We start from the raw sequence: 16,446 nt of genomic DNA on the forward strand, positions 1-16,446 counted from the left end.
CGTGGGAGCAGTAATTGCTTATAAGAATATTCAGTTTTTCTTGCGCATGCTGCTATACATCATTTTGGGTATTATTGTTTTATGTGTTCGCGCGCATAATAAGAAGAAGACCCGTAAGCGTATCGATAAGCGGACCGAATATATGATGAAGCACACCAAGAAAGACCGCAATGGTAAGTACCCGTGGGAATATTAAGTAGAATGGAGTGAGTGCCGTGTTTTACTTTATTAATGAATATATTTTGCAAAAAAACTCAAGTGTTGAACATACCGCGATGAAGCGGGTCAAATTGTTCAACCATTACAAACAACCCGCTAAAATCGTAACCAAGATTTATGACCGGCTCCTGCACCGGACGATGGACACCTTTGGGTTGGGAAATCATGACGTTGTCAACATGTTCGACTTCTTTCAAGAAGCTACCGATTTGGGGACCCCGAAAGTCCTACATACGGACGACATTCACCTGCCAGTTGAATCGGAAGTCATGGTTGGAGCCAACTTCAGCCGGGTCTTTGAAGGTGACGTGCAGACCGGTAACGTCGGCTTTATCCCGGGCACCATTGGCCGAGTTTTCTACCAGGAATTCATGGATTCGCTAGGTAACGTGATTGAGACTGATCTGTGGGATTGGCGGGGGTTCAAGTCCGCTACCCAGTACTTTGGTCAGAACGGGAAATTGATGATGCAACGGTACTACACCCCGACTGGACGTATCGTGATGGATGAATACCTGGTTCCGGATACGGCAGGGAACCCGCTGACATCGCGAATTATCTTGAAGAATTATCAAGGGAAGGGTGACCGGTTCTTCCAAAACAGTGACGATTTGTTTAGCTTCTTCTTGGAAGAGTTAGCTCGCCAGGATACTGGTCAGACCACCTTTATCGGTGACCGGCCGGGAACGGCGGTTCAACCGTTATTGGGCTTGACCAGTGCGGCGAAGAAATACCTGTACTTACCGATTAATCACGTGAAGGACCCCAGTGATCCCTTGCACGCGGAACTCGACGGTTTCTTACAACCGGCCTTCGAGCATTACCAACAGTTTGATGGCTTTATCACGGCGACCACCAAGCAAGCTGACCACTTGTCCGCCCGTTTTCCGGGCATCCGGGTGGCGGCCGTACCACCGGTCACCACGACGCCGGCTAACAAGACCAAAGTGGTTCCGGTCACCGAACGGCCGGGGCACCAATTGCTATACGTGGGTCGGATCGCGCCAGACAAGCAAGTCGACCAACTCTTACGGATGTTTGCCTTGGTCAAGGACCGTGTTCCTGACGCCTCCTTTGATTTGTACGGGTACGGTCAAGCCGATTATGTCAAGCAAATGACTGCCTTGGTCAAGGAATTGAACCTGACGGATGCCGTAACCTTTAAGGATTACGACCCGCAACTGAGCCAGCATTACGACCGCTACCGGGCGATGGTCAACTTGTCCTTAGCCGATGCGGAACCACTCGGAATGCTGGAAGCCCTGAGTCATGGCGTTCCGGTCGTCAGTTATCCATTCAACTACGGCCCAAAGGAAGTCCTCGAATCGGGCACCAACGGGTACTTAGTCGCTCCTGGGAATCCACTCGCTGTGGCTGAAAAGATCGCCGACTTGTTCAAGGACCCCGATTTGTGGACTAAGTTGAGTACGGCGGCGTACCATACGGCGCATACCACTTGGACGCAACAAAAGGTCTGGAACCGCTGGCAGAAGCTTTTAGGGCAACCAGTATTGGCGTAGAGGGGGAATGACGATGTACTACTTTTTAAATGATAATATGCAATTTTCTAAGTCCGGAATCGAACACGCCGAGATCAATCGGTTACGGCTCTTTAACCAGCATGGTATCCCGGCTAAAATCGTGACGCGCATTTTTGCGATGAACTTGACCGATGTGTTGGAACAATCTGGGATTGACCGGAAAAATTTCGTGAACTTATTTGAGTTCTTCTGTGGCAGCAGTGACGTGGCACCGCGGGAGATGAGTTTGAAGACTTTGGCGCTTCCTGCGAATACCACGGTGAGCCAAAAGGATAAGCAATGTCAGGTCTTCATGCAGGGCAAGCTACTGATGATTGTCTACTTACGGTCAGCTGATTCGGATGTCATCAGCAACATCCAATATTTCGACGTCAATGGCCGGACTCTGAAGATGACCTGGTGGGATGTTCGGGGTTTCAAGTGCTTAGAGCAAAATTTCGACTGGGATGGCAAAATCGCGCTGGAACAATACTTCGGTCCTGACGGTCAAGTCCACGTCGAGAAGAGCCATCTGTTGAATCGGGCTGGTAAGGAACAAATCAGCTGGCGTGTCTTGAATTACAAGGGCCAAAGTTGGACCTTCCGCGGGATGAACGCGTTGACGCGGTTCTTCTACGATGAACTCAACAGTTTGAACGAGGAACGCAACGTGATGATCTGTGACCGGACCGTGGAATGTGACTGGGGATTGTTCAACATGAAGACCCCGGTCTACCGGGTCTTGCACTTGCATAATAACCATGTCAGTGATTCAAACGACATGTTGCATTCACCGCTCAATAATAATTACCAAAATGCGCTGGTGAACTGGCAACAATGGGACGCGGTCATTTCGGCTACGCCAGAACAGACACGGGACGTCCAAGCCCGTTTTGGGACCGATATTCCAGCCTTCACGATTCCAGTTGGGTACGTCAGCGATGCTACTTTGGCGGCCCCACACCATGACGGGACGCAACGGCAGAAACACCTGGTCATCCATGTGGCCCGTTTAGCTCCCGAAAAGCAACAGGAACACTCCATCAAGGCCTTTGCGCAGGTCCACCAGCAATTCCCAGACGCTAAGCTGGAACTATGGGGCTACGCCAACGGGGATACTGCTAAGAAGTTGCATCAACAAGTTGCCAAGCTCCACTTAGGAGACGCGGTGTTGTTTAAGGGGTACACGATGGACGTCAACGCAGTTTACAACCGGGCAGAATTGGGCCTACTGCCAAGTCGGGCCGAAGGGTTCTCTTTGACCTTGCTGGAAGCCCAAGCCCATGGTGTGCCGATGATTGCTAACGACGTCAAATACGGCCCAAGTGATATCATTCAGGATGGTGTCAGTGGGATCTTGACGCAGGACGGTCAAGTCCAACAATTAGCCGACGCGATGCTGAAGTTATTCAATGATCCACAATTGCTGGACCAGTACCGTGAAGCCGCATATGACAACGCTAAGCGCTACTCCGCCGCCGCGGTTTATGCCAAGTGGCAGGAATTGATCGATTACTTTGCGGCCAAAACGCCACAAGCTACGGTGACTGCTTAAGTAGCCGGTTGCCCAGTCGTTAGGTTAAGTCAGTCAACAGGAGTTGGGAGATATAGCGATGGATCAAACAACCAGTTTAGTGGTCGACATTGACGGGACATTATGTGACTTGAAGACGTCGGAACAAAGTTACCTAGACGTGGCGCCGAAGACGCAAGTGATTGACCAATTGCGACGCTACCAGGCCGCGGGATTTCATATCATCTTGTTTACGTCACGGCAGATGCGCACCTACAAGGGCAATCTCGGAAAAATCAACAAGTACACGGCGCCCATGACCGCCCAGTGGCTGGCCAAATACGCGGTGCCCTACGATGAGATCCTCTTTGGTAAGCCCTGGGCGGGTCGTGGGGGATACTACATCGATGACCGGGCGTTTCGGCCCAGTGAGTTTATCACCCGCCCGAGGAACTGGAAGCGTTGGTCGCAAAGGAGCGTGACGTGCATTGAGGCGAACTCTAGTGATGCTATCAGCCGCCAAGGTGGCTGAAGATATGCAAAATAATTTTGGTTCTATCTATCCCGCCATGATTCCCGTGACCGATGGTGAACGGATCATCGACCGAACCGTGACCCAGTATGCGGCCGCTTACGACCGGTTATTTATCGTGGTCAACGCCCAAGACACCACGATTACGGATTATATCCAAACTAAGCACTTAGTTATCAACCCCCTGGTGGTCGCCGATGGGCTGAGTCTGAGCGAGTCGGTCGCCCAGGCTTTGGCCCAGTTGCGGGACCAGGAACCGCTGGGAACCTTAACCATCATCTTTGGCGATACCGTGGTCAAATCTGACGCCGTGACCCAACCGGACGTCATCTTGACGCACACGGTCGCCGACGCTGGGCGGTGGACCACCGTTACGGTCGATGACCAGCACCATTTAGCCTTTAACGATAAGGTTGTGCCAGTCCCGACCAGCGAAACACTGCACGCTGCCGTGGGGGTCTTTACCCTGAGTGCGGGCGACTGGTTAGCTGAGCACTGGCAAGGCCAGCGGGGATTTTATGATAATTTATGTCGTTATGACCAGTACCAAACCTTGACGCCGGTAGATGCCCCCCACTGGATGGACTTTGGTCATCGTGATAAGTACATCGAGGCCAAAAAAGCGGTCGAAGCGCGGTTCTTCAATCACACGACCGTTGATTTCAAACGCGGCATTTTGCGCAAAGAGAGTACCGATGTCGACAAATTCCTAGGTGAAATCAAGTGGTATTTGAAGCTGCCCAAGCGTTTGACTTACTTGGCGCCGCGAATCTTTGACTATTCGTTGAACTACAACGCACCGTTTGTTGAAATGGAATACTTCTCGTACGAGAGTCTCCATAATCTCTTTTTATACGGCAACTTGGAGATTGGGGTCTGGCGGGAGATTATCGACGAACTCTTCTTTTTGCGGGCCGAAATGGAACGCTACCAGGTGGACGTGGATGAAAGCGAGTATCGAACCACGGTCAGTGAAATGTATCTGACTAAAACCACTGACCGATTGCACCGGCTGATCAAGGAACAGGATTTCTTTGCTGAGATTGCCGATAAGCCGTTACAGATCAACGGTCAGACTTTTCCTAGTCTGACGACTATTTTGACAGCGCTACCGGAAGTCTTGGCTCAATCGGGCGTTTTGATCGGTCACCGGTTCAGCATCATTCACGGGGACTTTTGTTTGAGCAATGTCTTGTACGACAACACGCAGCGGGTGATGCGCTTGATCGACCCGCGGGGTAAGTTCGGGCGCTTCGACATCTACGGGGATGCCAAGTACGACTATGCCAAGATGATGCACAGTTTTTCGGGCAAGTATGACTGCATTATTTCGGATATGTTCCAACTTGAGGCGGATACAACGGGAAAAATTAACTACCAGTTAGATGTGACGGGAAATGAACAACAGGTCGGTGAGCTCTTCGAACGACAATTGCAGCAACATCTGGGGGATACAACGGTTTATCGTCAAATCCAACTGATTGAGGCGTTGCTGTTCTTGAGTATGATTCCGTTACACAAAGATAAACCAGAACGTCAAAAGGCCATGTTGGCGGTCGGGGTCACTAAGTTTGCGCCGTTTATGGCTCAAGTAAGGGAGGATTAGACATGCAACTTGTGATTACGATGGCGGGCCGCGGGTCGCGGTTCAAGCGGGTCGGTTACACCCAGCCCAAGCACGAAATTGAGGTGCGCGGGAAGACTTTATTTGAATGGGCGATGCGCTCACTGCAGGACTTTATCCACGAAAAGTTCTTTTTTGTGGTCCGGCAGGGACAGTACGACCCGGACCGGCTTAAGGAATTGATTGCGGCCGCTGGGATTCAAAATTACCAGTTGGTGGAGATTGATGCCTTGACATCGGGGCAAGCGGCGACCGTCATGGCGGCCTTGACCGTGGTGAACCCGCTGGAAAGTGTCGCGATTTATAACATCGACACCTACGTTGAACCCGGTCAAATTCTGCGGTCGGATTTGACGAATTGTACCGGTCATTTGACCACCTTTTCCGCGCCGGGCGACCACTGGTCATTCGTGAAGTTGAACGATCAGGGTCAGGTGGTTGACGTGGTCGAAAAGAAACACATTTCATCGTTAGCGTCGGTCGGGTTTTATTACTTTGACCGTTTCTTGGATTTTGCCAACCTGTACCACCATCACGCGGCCCAGGTCCGTGAAGATTACGGCGAGACCTTCGTGGCCTCGTTTTATCATTATTTGATTCAAGATCACCCGGGGACGGTGACCACCAAGGAGATTCCGGCGAAGACGGTCCATGTGTTGGGTACGCCGGAAGAATTGGCCGTTTTTCGGGACGCTAAAAAGCCGTCAACGACGGACTAGGAGGGATTCATTGTGCGAACTGTGTGGGCAGTCATTTGTGGAACGTTACGGGACGAAGTGGATTTTCGGTTGATGCTGGACTATTTGTTGCGGTGTCGCGACCAAGGCATCATTCAGGGTATCGTGTTGAGCACTTGGCGCGATGAGGTGGCCACCATTCCGGGTTTGGACCAGCAATTAGCTGCCAATCACGTGGCGGTAGTCACCTCACAGCCGCTCGAAAAGAAAATCGGTCGCTCGACGACGAACTCCTTTAATTATTGGCGCCAAGCCACACAGCTTCAGGCGGCTTTGGATTTTATTCCGGACGACGCCATCGTGATCAAGACCCGAACGGACCGGGCGTTACCGGCAACACGAAAATTGATGAAGATGTTGGATGAGCCGGATCCCTTGCCGTTGGTCCGTGAAGTGGCCGAGCAACGGGGCCTCACCGCGTTCCCGCAGGAATTTCACCGCCAAATTGCCATTTTCAAGGCGCGGTCTGGCCGGTTGGTCCAATTCGCGGACTTTGCGTTTATGGGGTATCGCGAGGATATGGCAAAGCTAATCAACTTTGACGCCGCCGAGTTATATCTGAACCGGGAATTAGTTGCTAACATCCAGTTTTTCATTTACCCGTTCGTCCGGGACTATCCCGTTTTGCGTGATTACTATCGAGTCATTAATTTTCGGTTCTTGCTAAGGGATCTTAAGACCTACACAGAACAGGGGGGAACCCAATTTCCGCAATTTTTCCAGCGGCTTTACGCGACGTACTTTGGGTTGCTTGCCACCCATTTTCGTATCGGTACTTTAGTTGCCGCGAAGAGTTTAGGCAAGGTGACTTTGCCCATCGAATTTTCCGACTTTTTCCATTCCGGTCAAGCGGGGCATTTGCGCCACAATGAACTCGGGGTCACTTTTAGGTCGCAAACGATTTTGGACCAGTTTTTGGCTCAACCCGTTACTGCGGAATCGACAGAGCCTAAACGTAAGCACTGGTGGCGTAAGTCGGCACCCGAACCCGAACAGCCACCAGTTAAAGAAGTGGCGACCAAGAATATTCTGCAAAAATTACAGCACCCCACGGCGGACCTTTTTGGTCGGATGACATCGGCGGAATACCAAGAGATGCAAGACTTTCGGCAGAATAAAGACTTCTCGCCGCGTGAGTGGTTGCGACCATTGGCGTCACCTTTAGCCGACCAACCGGGGGATTATGCCCAGTCAGTTCAGTATCAGTTGCCGGGTATCACGCCAGATCAAGCTGCCAAAATTTGGCGAACTTGCGAACGGGATGGGCGCGTCAGTCAGACCTTACTTGATTTCTGGTTGGAACACGATTTACAACCAGCCGATAGTGCCCCTTATTTGATGAGTAGCGCTCGCACGGGGAACCGTTTCAGTACCTTGGTCGTGGGTTGGTTGCTCCGCCAGGGGGTCTTATCACCAGGTGATCAAGCCGAAGCCTTGCGGCATCACGGATTTCTTCGGGCGTTTTCATATGCAACATCACCGGATGGACGCCGAAACGGCCGGTTATATTTTGGCCCGGTATCTATACTTTGTGGACCAGGGAAAACCGGTTGCCAAGAACAGCGTGGTACAGACCAAGTTCGTTTTTCAGGCGTTCTTCCCCACGGGATTTAAGGTGTTTGAAGAGGCAGTTGGAAAGGACCCGCAGAAAATGATTGCGCTGTTCGATGCCGAAATCGAACGATTACGAAAAGCTCAGAAACGTAAGACCCGTCAACGGGTGGTCGAAATGGCCTTAGAGATTACCCACGACGTCAAGTATTGGACGTATTTACAGAAGTTCTTCAACGGCCGGTTCAAGCGTTATGAACAAACATACACCTATTTGGTGAAGCACCAGCTGTTTGGACCGATGAAACAAGCGAAGTAAAGGTTAGCTCAGGACTAACTGAAAAGACGTTCCACGGAGATATGAGGTGAAGTGGGGATGTCGATAGCTGTAAGTAAATGATTGTTTTCGTAAATGTGCCAACTTACGCGTCATGGTGGAGGGCCAGTTGAGTGACGACGAGCAATTGGTGCATTTTAACTTTGTGAGGAGGTCGATGGGATGAAACCACTAACGATGCGGCAAATTTCAGCAATCGTAGGCGGAAAATGGGTGAAGGCACCAGCAGATATGGATCAACCTGTGCTGCATTATGCCCTGTATAAGGGTGAGTTGCGACAGGATATCGGGCCGGCAAATCTACTTTTTGCGATGTCGCTCAAGCATTGGCAAGCGGGGACGAAAAACACCGGAATTTACGCCACGACGTTTCGTGACAATCATTCAATGGTTTTAACGCTACAGCCGTACATAGGAATGGCCATTGTCGAACGGCCGGTTACTGAAGCCGAAGTTCCTCAATTGATGGTCCCAAACGCGTACGATGCTCTGGAAAAATTAGTCGTTGCGACGGCCAAAGATTACACCGGTAAGAGTATTGGCGTCACGGGGACGGTCGGTAAGAGTACGACCAGAAAATTTATCGCAGACTTACTGAGCCACATTGGCACGACCAGCACCACACCAGGGAATCTCAACTCCCGGACCAGTGTCAAAATTCAGGCGATGAACCACGATTGTCGGCAATTCAACGTTTTAGAGATTGCTGCTACGGGACTGAGCTACAAGGAACCCGGTCACGGGTTGGGTGGCGTAGCGTCGCTATTGTCGCTTGATTTGGCTGTCTTGACCCAAGTCGATGCGGGGCAAAAGGGCTGGAGTGCCAGTCGCACAGCGGACATTAAGACTCGGATGGGGGTCGCTTTAAAACCTGGTCAACCATTTTTAGTCAATGCGGACATTAAGAATATTGCGGAAGTTAAAACCGACGTCTACCGGTTCACTAAAAATTTGGTCACGTACGGATTGGCTGCGGATAGTGATTATCGGGGGCAAGTCACGGATGGCCAATTAACATTATTTCACGGGGAAAATAAGCTGACGACGCTATCGGTATCGGGATTAGATACGGGGACCATTAGTGATGTGATTGGCGCCTTAGCTGCCTACGATTTACTAGGAGGTACCATGAGTTCCGCGATTATGGCCGAGTTCAGTCAGCAGTGCGCACATACAACTACCCGAAAAGTAATGCATTTTGAAGCGAATGAACGCCATGTCACGATTATTGATGACACGCATAACGCTGAGCGACTATCGGTTAAGAATTTTATTGATTATGCCCAGAATTATCCTGTTGGGGAACGGACCCGAAAGATTTTTATTGCGGGACGCATCATCAATTTGCGGCAGCACGCTTACCAGGTCCACAAGGAAGTCCTGGAATCATTAAATCAAGCGCATTTTGATCACTTTTATCTTTATGGACCGGAAATCGACCAGGTGATTCCGGTAGCCCAACCAGGGACTTTTGCTGGTTACTATACGACACCCAATCAGATTTTACGGGCAATTGCTGCGGAACCACACCAAGATTTGGTCATCTTTATCAAGGGAAGTAGCCGAGATAGCACAATCGATTCAATTGCCCCGCGGTTAGCAAAACGGTTGGCCTATACAAGTAGTGATCATAATCATTTTGCCATGTCGGTCGTGGCGGAAAATGAGGCGGCATACGTGACCATCGGTGTTGGCCGATTATTGGTCGTTTTGGAGGTACTTAAACGCCTGGCGAACGGTAAATTACGGTTGACGGACCAGGTGCCCATCGTCACGGATCTAGCGGCGGAACGCAGTGTCAACAAGGTCGACGTCCGCAAGGGGACCAGCTATTGGTCTATGAATTAGTCACCGCTGCTATCGTGGCGTCGGTTCCGGATGTCATTCTTAATTTGGCGGAATATCTGTATGGCAGTAACCATAAAGCGTTCATTGGGGTTCAACATATGGGTCGGACCTTAGGATTAACGGCAGATACCACGCATAACATTACCGGTCGGCCAACGAAGCGGGCTCAACGAACGTACCTGGCGGATCTGAAAAAAATTGGGGCGGCTTATTGCCAACTCCCAAACGAAGTCTTTAGTTTATTGGGCGCACAACACGCCATGTTCAATGGCCACTGGCTGCAGAAACGGTCGCAATTGACGAAGACGGGTAAAACGCTAGGCTCGATTTTTCAAGATCAACAAGAGCGGACAGGGCTGCTGTTTTGGGTCGCTAAGCGGCAAAAACACGTGTTGGCAGTCTTGGATAGTCCCCACGTTGCCTATGCGGATGCGTTAGCAGAGGATATGGTGACCGTAGACGCACAGCCAGGGACACCAAAGGTCGAATCCGTTACGTTGACGAGTCCAGTGGTCAACTTCTTGGCGGATACTTATTTTGGCGAGGACTATACGCGGCGCCGCAAGCGACACGGCAGGGAAGATGCTCTGCAAAAATTCGGCTATAGTCATTCGTTTGAAAAGCTCCGTCCATTCTTTGGGCGTGATGCGTACAATGTCTTTAACTTTGAAGCAGTATTTGCCCAGGGGGTGAGTCCATTAGATGCCGTCAAACCGTTCGTCTTAGATGCGGCTGCAGCACCAACGTTAGCTGAGTTTAAGCATCTTCATTTTAATTTAGCTATGTTAGGGAACAATCACGCCAACGACTACGGGTCACGGGCACTGTCCACGACACTGACTCAATTTAATCAGGCGGGAATCTCGACCATTGGCGCGGGAAATGACCGGTTAGAAGCTCGTAAAATCGTTGAATTGACCTACGGCAATCAGCAAGTGGCGTTGTTTAATGGGTACTGGTACCGTAATCCAGCATATAATCTGTTTGATTTTTACGCGAGTGCGGACCATGCCGGGGTGAATTGTCTAGATACGATGATGGCTGATGATATTCGGCAATATAAACAGAGCCATCCAGGGGCGACGGTCATCGTGAGTGCACACTGGGGGACCGATTACGGGGTCATTAAACCCGCGCAACGGACGACCGCTGAACGACTCGTGCGGGCGGGAGCGGACTTAATTATTGGTCATGGGCCCCACCGTCTGCAACCGATCGAATACGTGGGGGCCGTACCAGTCCTTTACAGCATTGGCAATGGTGTCTTCAATAACGATGGTGAGTTTGAACGCCGGGGGGTTCCGCCGTATGCGGCGGTTTTACGGTTAGATTTGGCCAAGCGACAACTCTATTGGTGCCCCATCTACGCCAATAACCTAAAAACTTTTTGGCAACCGGACTTTGTCTCGGCCGCTGACTTTGAGAAGGTGGCCCAGTTCAATCAACCGCGGTTTGCAGTGACGCAGTTGGCGGGGAACGTCAATGCCCTAGTCCTCCCATTTTAGCAAACAGAGTATTAGTCTCCTGATCAAAAATTAAAAGGCGGGAAGAAAAGTCCTCTAAAATCGAGGCTTTTCTTCCCACCTTTTGCTATGAAGCTTTAGTTAGACTACGAGCGACTTAGTCGTTTTTGCACGGTCTATAACGCTAAGCTATTCGTCCCGATGAAAAAGTTGAGGCCCAGTTTATCGGCCACTTCGGGGATGTCTGCTGCGGCGACTTCGGCCGCCACTAAGGTGATACCGACACTATCGGCGAGGCGCTTGGTCGTCTGCCAATCGTTAAAGCGGTCTTTGGGGTTCCCCACGCTCATGAGTCGGTCAAAGCCCTGGGTGTTGAGCCAATCAATGGCGCCCCCACGATCTTGGGGCCGAATGGCATCCCAATCGCGGCTGAAGGTCATGGTCATTCCACCGGCGGCGGCTACTAGCGGCCGTAAGCCTTCACGGTCGATACGTTGGTTGGCGTCTAAGGCACCAAAGATGACACCATCGACGCCGAGTTGTTGAGCTTCTAAGATATCGGCTTCCATGATTTTGATTTCAACGTCATCGTAGGGGGTGTTGCCACCTCTAGGGGCAATCACCAAATCAAGACTAACTTGGTGTTCGTGAGCGTAACGGACAGCTTCACCGATGACACCCTTGCTGACGGTAGTGCCACCGACGGCGAGGTTATCGGCGAGAGCGACGCGTTTGGCCCCGGCTTCAACGGCGGTGACCAGGGGGCCGTAATTTTCAAGTAATGGTTCAATTAATCGCAAAAAAGGTCATCCTTTCTAAATTCGGCCGCGGACAGCGGGGAGTATGGTACAATTGATGCACTAATTTCACGAGCGTCCTTTGGCAACTGACGGGTAATCATGCACTCTACATTTTACGCAGGTTTGCGGTCGGAAGTAAAGGGGCGAGCCTCGTAGTGATGGGAGTAAGAAAAAACATGAAGAAAATTGAACGGGCGGCGGCCTTTTTATCCCGCCATGCCAGCCTGTTTCGCTGCCCCGTGTGTCACGCCGCTTACGATCACGTGGCCGGCAACAGCCTGATTTGTCCGGCTGGACACAATGTGGACCTGTCCAAGAAGGGGACGCTGTACTTTATGCAACGAGCGGTGGCCAGTGAATACGATGACGCGATGCTAGCGGCCCGCCGACGCATGCTACAAGCCGGATTGTTCACGGGCATCACCACCGCGTTTGCCAACCAATTGCCCCAAGAGCCGCAGACGATTCTGGACGTGGGGTGTGGCGAGGGGACCCCGCTGACCGAAGTGTTGAGTCATCGCGCGGGAAACGACACGGCCGTGGGGTTCGATATCTCCAAGCCTGGGATCAACCTGGCCACCCAACTGGACACGCCAGCCTTTTTCTGTGTCGCCGATTTGGCCCAAATGCCGTTTACCGACCATCAATTCACGGCGGTCCTCGACCTCTTTTCCCCGTCGGCCTACCAGGAGTTTAACCGGATCATCGCCCCGGGCGGCCAGTTATTAAAGGTCATTCCGAATCCCGACTACCTAATCGAGTTGCGGCAGGCTTTGTTTGCCGCTGATAATCCGCACGCGCAGTATGATAATAGCAACGTATTGTCCCTGTTCAAGCGCCACTATCCGGAAGCGACCAGCCAACGAATCCGCTATCAGGTACCAATTGCGCCCGAACGCTTTAGTGATTTGATGCTGATGACACCGATGCATTGGGGCGCCAGTGAGGCACAGTTAGAACGGGTTGCCGCGGCGCCATTTTCCCAGATCACGGTCGACGTGACGCTCTTACAGGCCCGGTTTTAGTAAGGCTAGTGGGTGAATTATTTGCCCATTGCCCCTTGAAGACCGCGCAGGAGCGTGTTATATTGAGCAATGAGAAATCGTTTGGTAGTCGATATCAGCGGGTAACTGTTAGCGGCTGACAAGTAGTACTTCACTAAGGTAGTCCCTCGCCGTGCCCACACCGGGGAGCTACTTTTTTTGTGGGCTGAGCTTGAATCTGGGGACTTTTAAGCCCCACGCCTTGTCAAAGCCCAGGTGGGTTGACTATAATAATGAGACAGAACGAATGTTTGAGCAGAGGACGGAGAAAAATCTATGACGAATCATATTGCTTTATTTGAACCGTTGTTTCCGGCAAACACCGGGAACATTGCACGGACCTGTGCCGGGACCGATACCGTGTTGGATTTGATTAAGCCCCTCGGGTTTTCGGTCGATGATACGCACTTGAAACGTGCCGGCCTAGATTACTGGGATAAGGTCGACGTACGGTATCACGAAAACCTGCCAGCCTTTTTGGCGACGATTCCGGACCAGACCCAGTTGTACTTGGTGTCAAAGTTTGCCGAACGCGACTACACCGAGCCCGATTACACGGTCAACGACAACGACCACTACTTCTTGTTTGGCAAGGAGACCACGGGCTTGCCGGAATCCTTCATGCGCCAAAATCCGGAAAAATGTATCCGGATTCCGCAAGATGACAGCCATATTCGGGCTTTGAACCTGTCGAACAGTGCGGCTATCGTGATTTACGAGGCTTTACGTCAACAGGCTTTTCCACAATTGGAACGGGTGCACCGGTACCCACACGATAAATTAAAATAATCGTTTGAGCAGAAAGGAGGCCGCAACTTGGCGACAAAACGAAAAACAACTCGCCGCAAGACTTCCCGGCGGCGTCCTGCGAAACGCAAAAGCACTCAACCGTTTCCGTATACGCGTAACGTCGTTGGCCTAGTCTTGCTGGTGTTAGCGGCGTTGGGGTTATTCAACTTAGGGATGTTAGGGACGTTGTGTGCCAATTTGACCCGGCTACTGGTCGGTGAATCGTACCAGGTTGGTCTGGTGGTCATTGGGGCATTAGGCGTCACGTTGGCCGTGACCAGCACCTGGCCGGACTTACCACGGCACTATCTGGTGGGCAGTGGTATCGTGTATGCCGGGTGGCTCTTATGGGCTAGTGCGACCACGTTCACGGCGGCTAACCAACACAGCGGTTTTTTGGTGACCATCTGGAATAATGGGTTGGCTGACCTGGTCTCCGCTGGCCGGACCAGCGACTTGGGTGGCGGCCTGATTGGGGCGCTGGCGCTATCAGTCATCGCCTGGTTGATTGCCTTACTGGGTGCCCAGATTGCCGCGTGGGTCATCATGGCTGGCGGGGTTCTAGTCTTCTTCCAGATTCCACTGACCGATGTCCAGCACGGTCTGCAACGGATCGGCCGATGGTTAGTGGCAGGGTTAGATTGGTTACAAGCCACTGTTGACCGGGGACGCGCAGCACTCAAGGCGCACCGGGAACGGACCGCTAAACAGGTGGCCACGTCGCCGGATTCATCGGCCGCCCCCAAAGATGAGCAACCGGCAGATCAGCCAGCACCCACGGCGCCCGCTCAGCCGGCGTCTTCGTCGGCCGAACCCAGTTATCACGTGACGGTGGCCGCTAACGAACACCCAGCACCGACACCGTCATCGGCAGCGTCGGCACCAGAAACGTCGGCGCCGGATGATGGTGAAGAAGCTGAATCCGCGTTAGTGGGAACCACTGAAGTCGACCCGAATTACCAATTACCGACGGCTGACCTTTTGAAGCAAGTGCCCCCGGCTGATCAGACCGCGGAAGTGAACGCTATCGACGCCAATACTAAAATCTTGAAACAGACGTTGGATAGCTTCGGCGTGGATGCCGAGGTCAAAAACGTGAGCTTAGGACCGTCCGTGACCGAGTACGAGTTGCACCCAGCCATCGGGGTCAAGGTGTCCCGTATCGTGAACTTAGCGGACGACTTGGCGTTAGCACTAGCCGCGAAGGGGATTCGGATTCAAGCGCCGATTCCGGGCAAGTCCTTGATTGGGATTGAAGTCCCGAACAAGGAGGTTTCCACGGTCTCGTTCCGCGACGTGGTCGAGTCGCAACCACCACACCCGGGACACCCCTTGGAGGTACCGTTGGGTCGGAACGTCACGGGACAAGTGGTCACAATGGATTTGACCAAGATGCCCCATTTACTGATTGCGGGAGCGACCGGGAGTGGGAAGTCCGTGGCGATTAACGATATTATCACTAGTATTTTGATGAACGCCCGGCCAGACCAGGTCAAACTGATGTTGATTGACCCTAAGAAGGTCGAACTGAGCGTGTACAACGGGGTCCCACATCTCTTGACCCCCGTGGTCTCTGAGCCGAAAAAGGCGGCCCGTGCGTTACATAAAGTGGTGGCGGAAATGGAACGGCGCTACGATCTCTTTTCCCAGTTTGGGCAACGAAAAATCGCCGGGTATAACGCCTACGTCAAGCAGGCCAACGCTGAAGACAATCAGGCGCGGCCCACGCTACCGTACATCGTGGTCATTGTCGACGAATTGGCCGACTTGATGATGACGGTCTCTAGTGAAGTTGAAGACGCCATCATTCGCTTGGCCCAGATGGGGCGGGCCGCCGGGGTCCACATGATCTTAGCCACCCAACGGCCCTCGGTCGACGTCATTACGGGGTTGATCAAGGCCAACGTGCCATCGCGTATCGCATTCGCAGTTTCCAGCGGGGTCGATTCGCGGACCATTCTGGATACCAACGGCGCCGAAAAGTTACTTGGTCGAGGAGATATGCTCTTCCAGCCAGTCGACGCCAACTCACCGGTTCGGGTCCAGGGTGCCTTTATCCCGGACGAAGACGTTAACCACGTGGTGGACTTCATCAAGCAACAACAGACCGCGGATTACGACGAAGACATGATGGTCACCGACGAAGAAATGCAGCAGACCGAACAGGGCGACAGCGATGACGCCTTGTTCGACGATGCCTTGGCCTTCGTGGTGGACCAGCAAAAAGCCAGCACGTCGCTGTTACAACGGCGGTTTCGCATCGGTTATAATCGGGCGGCCCGCATCATCGATGATTTGGAACAACGGGGTTATATTGGCCCCCAGGAGGGGAGCAAACCCCGCCAGGTCTATAAGCAACCGGATCCGCCGGAAGGCAGTGAAACGCCAAAGGCGGATTGAACGACAATGTAAAATGAGTCAAAAAATGGTCGGTAACTTTCACGCAGAAAGTTACCGACCATTTTGACAT

At 52.1% G+C, this 16,446-nt stretch carries 14 protein-coding genes; 13 read left to right on the top strand and 1 reads right to left on the bottom strand.

Going from position 1 to position 16,446, the window contains the following annotated elements; translation table 11 throughout:
* Window position 1 precedes the first annotated feature (1 nt).
* The 10 genes from DXH47_RS03950 to DXH47_RS03995 all read left to right on the top strand — a co-directional run bounded on the left by DXH47_RS03950 (window position 2) and on the right by DXH47_RS03995 (window position 11,386).
* Window positions 2–196: a hypothetical protein gene (locus tag DXH47_RS03950; RefSeq protein WP_404820004.1), complete on the top strand. Its 195-nt coding sequence runs from the start codon at window positions 2–4 to the stop codon at window positions 194–196.
* Window positions 197–215: 19 nt separating this feature from the next.
* Window positions 216–1,739, top strand: coding sequence for a glycosyltransferase (locus DXH47_RS03955; RefSeq protein WP_129031768.1), 1,524 nt, complete (start codon window positions 216–218; stop codon window positions 1,737–1,739).
* A 13-nt stretch (window positions 1,740–1,752) separates the two neighbouring features.
* Window positions 1,753–3,294, top strand: a complete 1,542-nt coding sequence (locus tag DXH47_RS03960; protein ID WP_129031770.1) for a glycosyltransferase family 4 protein — start codon at window positions 1,753–1,755, stop codon at window positions 3,292–3,294.
* A 58-nt stretch (window positions 3,295–3,352) separates the two neighbouring features.
* Entirely contained in the window at window positions 3,353–3,784 is a 432-nt protein-coding gene (locus tag DXH47_RS03965) for an HAD family hydrolase (protein WP_202882352.1), read from the top strand.
* A gap of 4 nt (window positions 3,785–3,788) precedes the next feature.
* The gene (locus DXH47_RS03970; protein WP_129031772.1) at window positions 3,789–5,390 is read left to right on the top strand and encodes a phosphotransferase; all 1,602 of its coding nucleotides are present in this window, start codon (window positions 3,789–3,791) and stop codon (window positions 5,388–5,390) included.
* A 2-nt stretch (window positions 5,391–5,392) separates the two neighbouring features.
* Complete coding sequence (locus DXH47_RS03975) at window positions 5,393–6,127, top strand: glycosyltransferase family 2 protein (protein WP_129031774.1); 735 nt, start codon at window positions 5,393–5,395, stop codon at window positions 6,125–6,127.
* A 12-nt stretch (window positions 6,128–6,139) separates the two neighbouring features.
* A complete protein-coding gene (locus DXH47_RS03980) occupies window positions 6,140–7,759 on the top strand; it encodes a hypothetical protein (protein ID WP_129031776.1) in 1,620 nt (539 codons plus the stop codon).
* Between the two features lies 1 nt (window position 7,760).
* Complete coding sequence (locus DXH47_RS03985) at window positions 7,761–8,015, top strand: hypothetical protein (RefSeq protein ID WP_129031778.1); 255 nt, start codon at window positions 7,761–7,763, stop codon at window positions 8,013–8,015.
* 180 nt (window positions 8,016–8,195) lie between these two features.
* Window positions 8,196–9,881 (top strand): Mur ligase family protein, encoded by a 1,686-nt coding sequence (locus tag DXH47_RS03990; protein WP_129031780.1) that lies wholly within the window; start codon window positions 8,196–8,198, stop codon window positions 9,879–9,881.
* The gene (locus DXH47_RS03995; RefSeq protein ID WP_129031782.1) at window positions 9,866–11,386 is read left to right on the top strand and encodes a CapA family protein; all 1,521 of its coding nucleotides are present in this window, start codon (window positions 9,866–9,868) and stop codon (window positions 11,384–11,386) included. The genes DXH47_RS03990 and DXH47_RS03995 overlap by 16 nt, the downstream gene beginning before the upstream one ends.
* Before the next feature lie 134 nt (window positions 11,387–11,520).
* On the opposite strand, the gene DXH47_RS04000 is transcribed toward DXH47_RS03995, so the two are convergent.
* Entirely contained in the window at window positions 11,521–12,144 is a 624-nt protein-coding gene (locus DXH47_RS04000) for a copper homeostasis protein CutC (protein WP_129031784.1), read from the bottom strand.
* Between the two features lie 176 nt (window positions 12,145–12,320).
* Here DXH47_RS04000 and DXH47_RS04005 point away from each other — a divergent pair, with 176 nt between their 5' ends.
* The 3 genes from DXH47_RS04005 (at window position 12,321) to DXH47_RS04015 (ending at window position 16,376) form a co-directional block, all read left to right on the top strand.
* Window positions 12,321–13,169 (top strand): methyltransferase domain-containing protein, encoded by an 849-nt coding sequence (locus DXH47_RS04005; RefSeq protein ID WP_129031786.1) that lies wholly within the window; start codon window positions 12,321–12,323, stop codon window positions 13,167–13,169.
* A 294-nt stretch (window positions 13,170–13,463) separates the two neighbouring features.
* The gene (locus DXH47_RS04010; protein WP_129031788.1) at window positions 13,464–13,976 is read left to right on the top strand and encodes a tRNA (cytidine(34)-2'-O)-methyltransferase; all 513 of its coding nucleotides are present in this window, start codon (window positions 13,464–13,466) and stop codon (window positions 13,974–13,976) included.
* 27 nt (window positions 13,977–14,003) lie between these two features.
* Window positions 14,004–16,376 carry a DNA translocase FtsK gene (locus DXH47_RS04015; RefSeq protein WP_129031790.1) on the top strand — a complete coding sequence of 791 codons (2,373 nt, stop codon included), beginning with the start codon at window positions 14,004–14,006 and terminating at the stop codon, window positions 16,374–16,376.
* Window positions 16,377–16,446 lie beyond the last annotated feature (70 nt).

It is taken from the genome of Levilactobacillus suantsaii (assembly GCF_004115745.1).
GTDB lineage: Bacteria > Bacillota > Bacilli > Lactobacillales > Lactobacillaceae > Levilactobacillus > Levilactobacillus suantsaii.

Coding starts and splice junctions, on each gene's coding strand:
- DXH47_RS03975 (WP_129031774.1), top strand. CDS start 5,393: ATGCAACTTGTGATTACGATGGCGGGCCGCGGGTCGCGGTTCAAGCGG.
- DXH47_RS03960 (WP_129031770.1), top strand. CDS start 1,753: ATGTACTACTTTTTAAATGATAATATGCAATTTTCTAAGTCCGGAATC.
- DXH47_RS04005 (WP_129031786.1), top strand. CDS start 12,321: ATGAAGAAAATTGAACGGGCGGCGGCCTTTTTATCCCGCCATGCCAGC.
- DXH47_RS03965 (WP_202882352.1), top strand. CDS start 3,353: ATGGATCAAACAACCAGTTTAGTGGTCGACATTGACGGGACATTATGT.
- DXH47_RS03990 (WP_129031780.1), top strand. CDS start 8,196: ATGAAACCACTAACGATGCGGCAAATTTCAGCAATCGTAGGCGGAAAA.
- DXH47_RS04010 (WP_129031788.1), top strand. CDS start 13,464: ATGACGAATCATATTGCTTTATTTGAACCGTTGTTTCCGGCAAACACC.
- DXH47_RS03970 (WP_129031772.1), top strand. CDS start 3,789: ATGCAAAATAATTTTGGTTCTATCTATCCCGCCATGATTCCCGTGACC.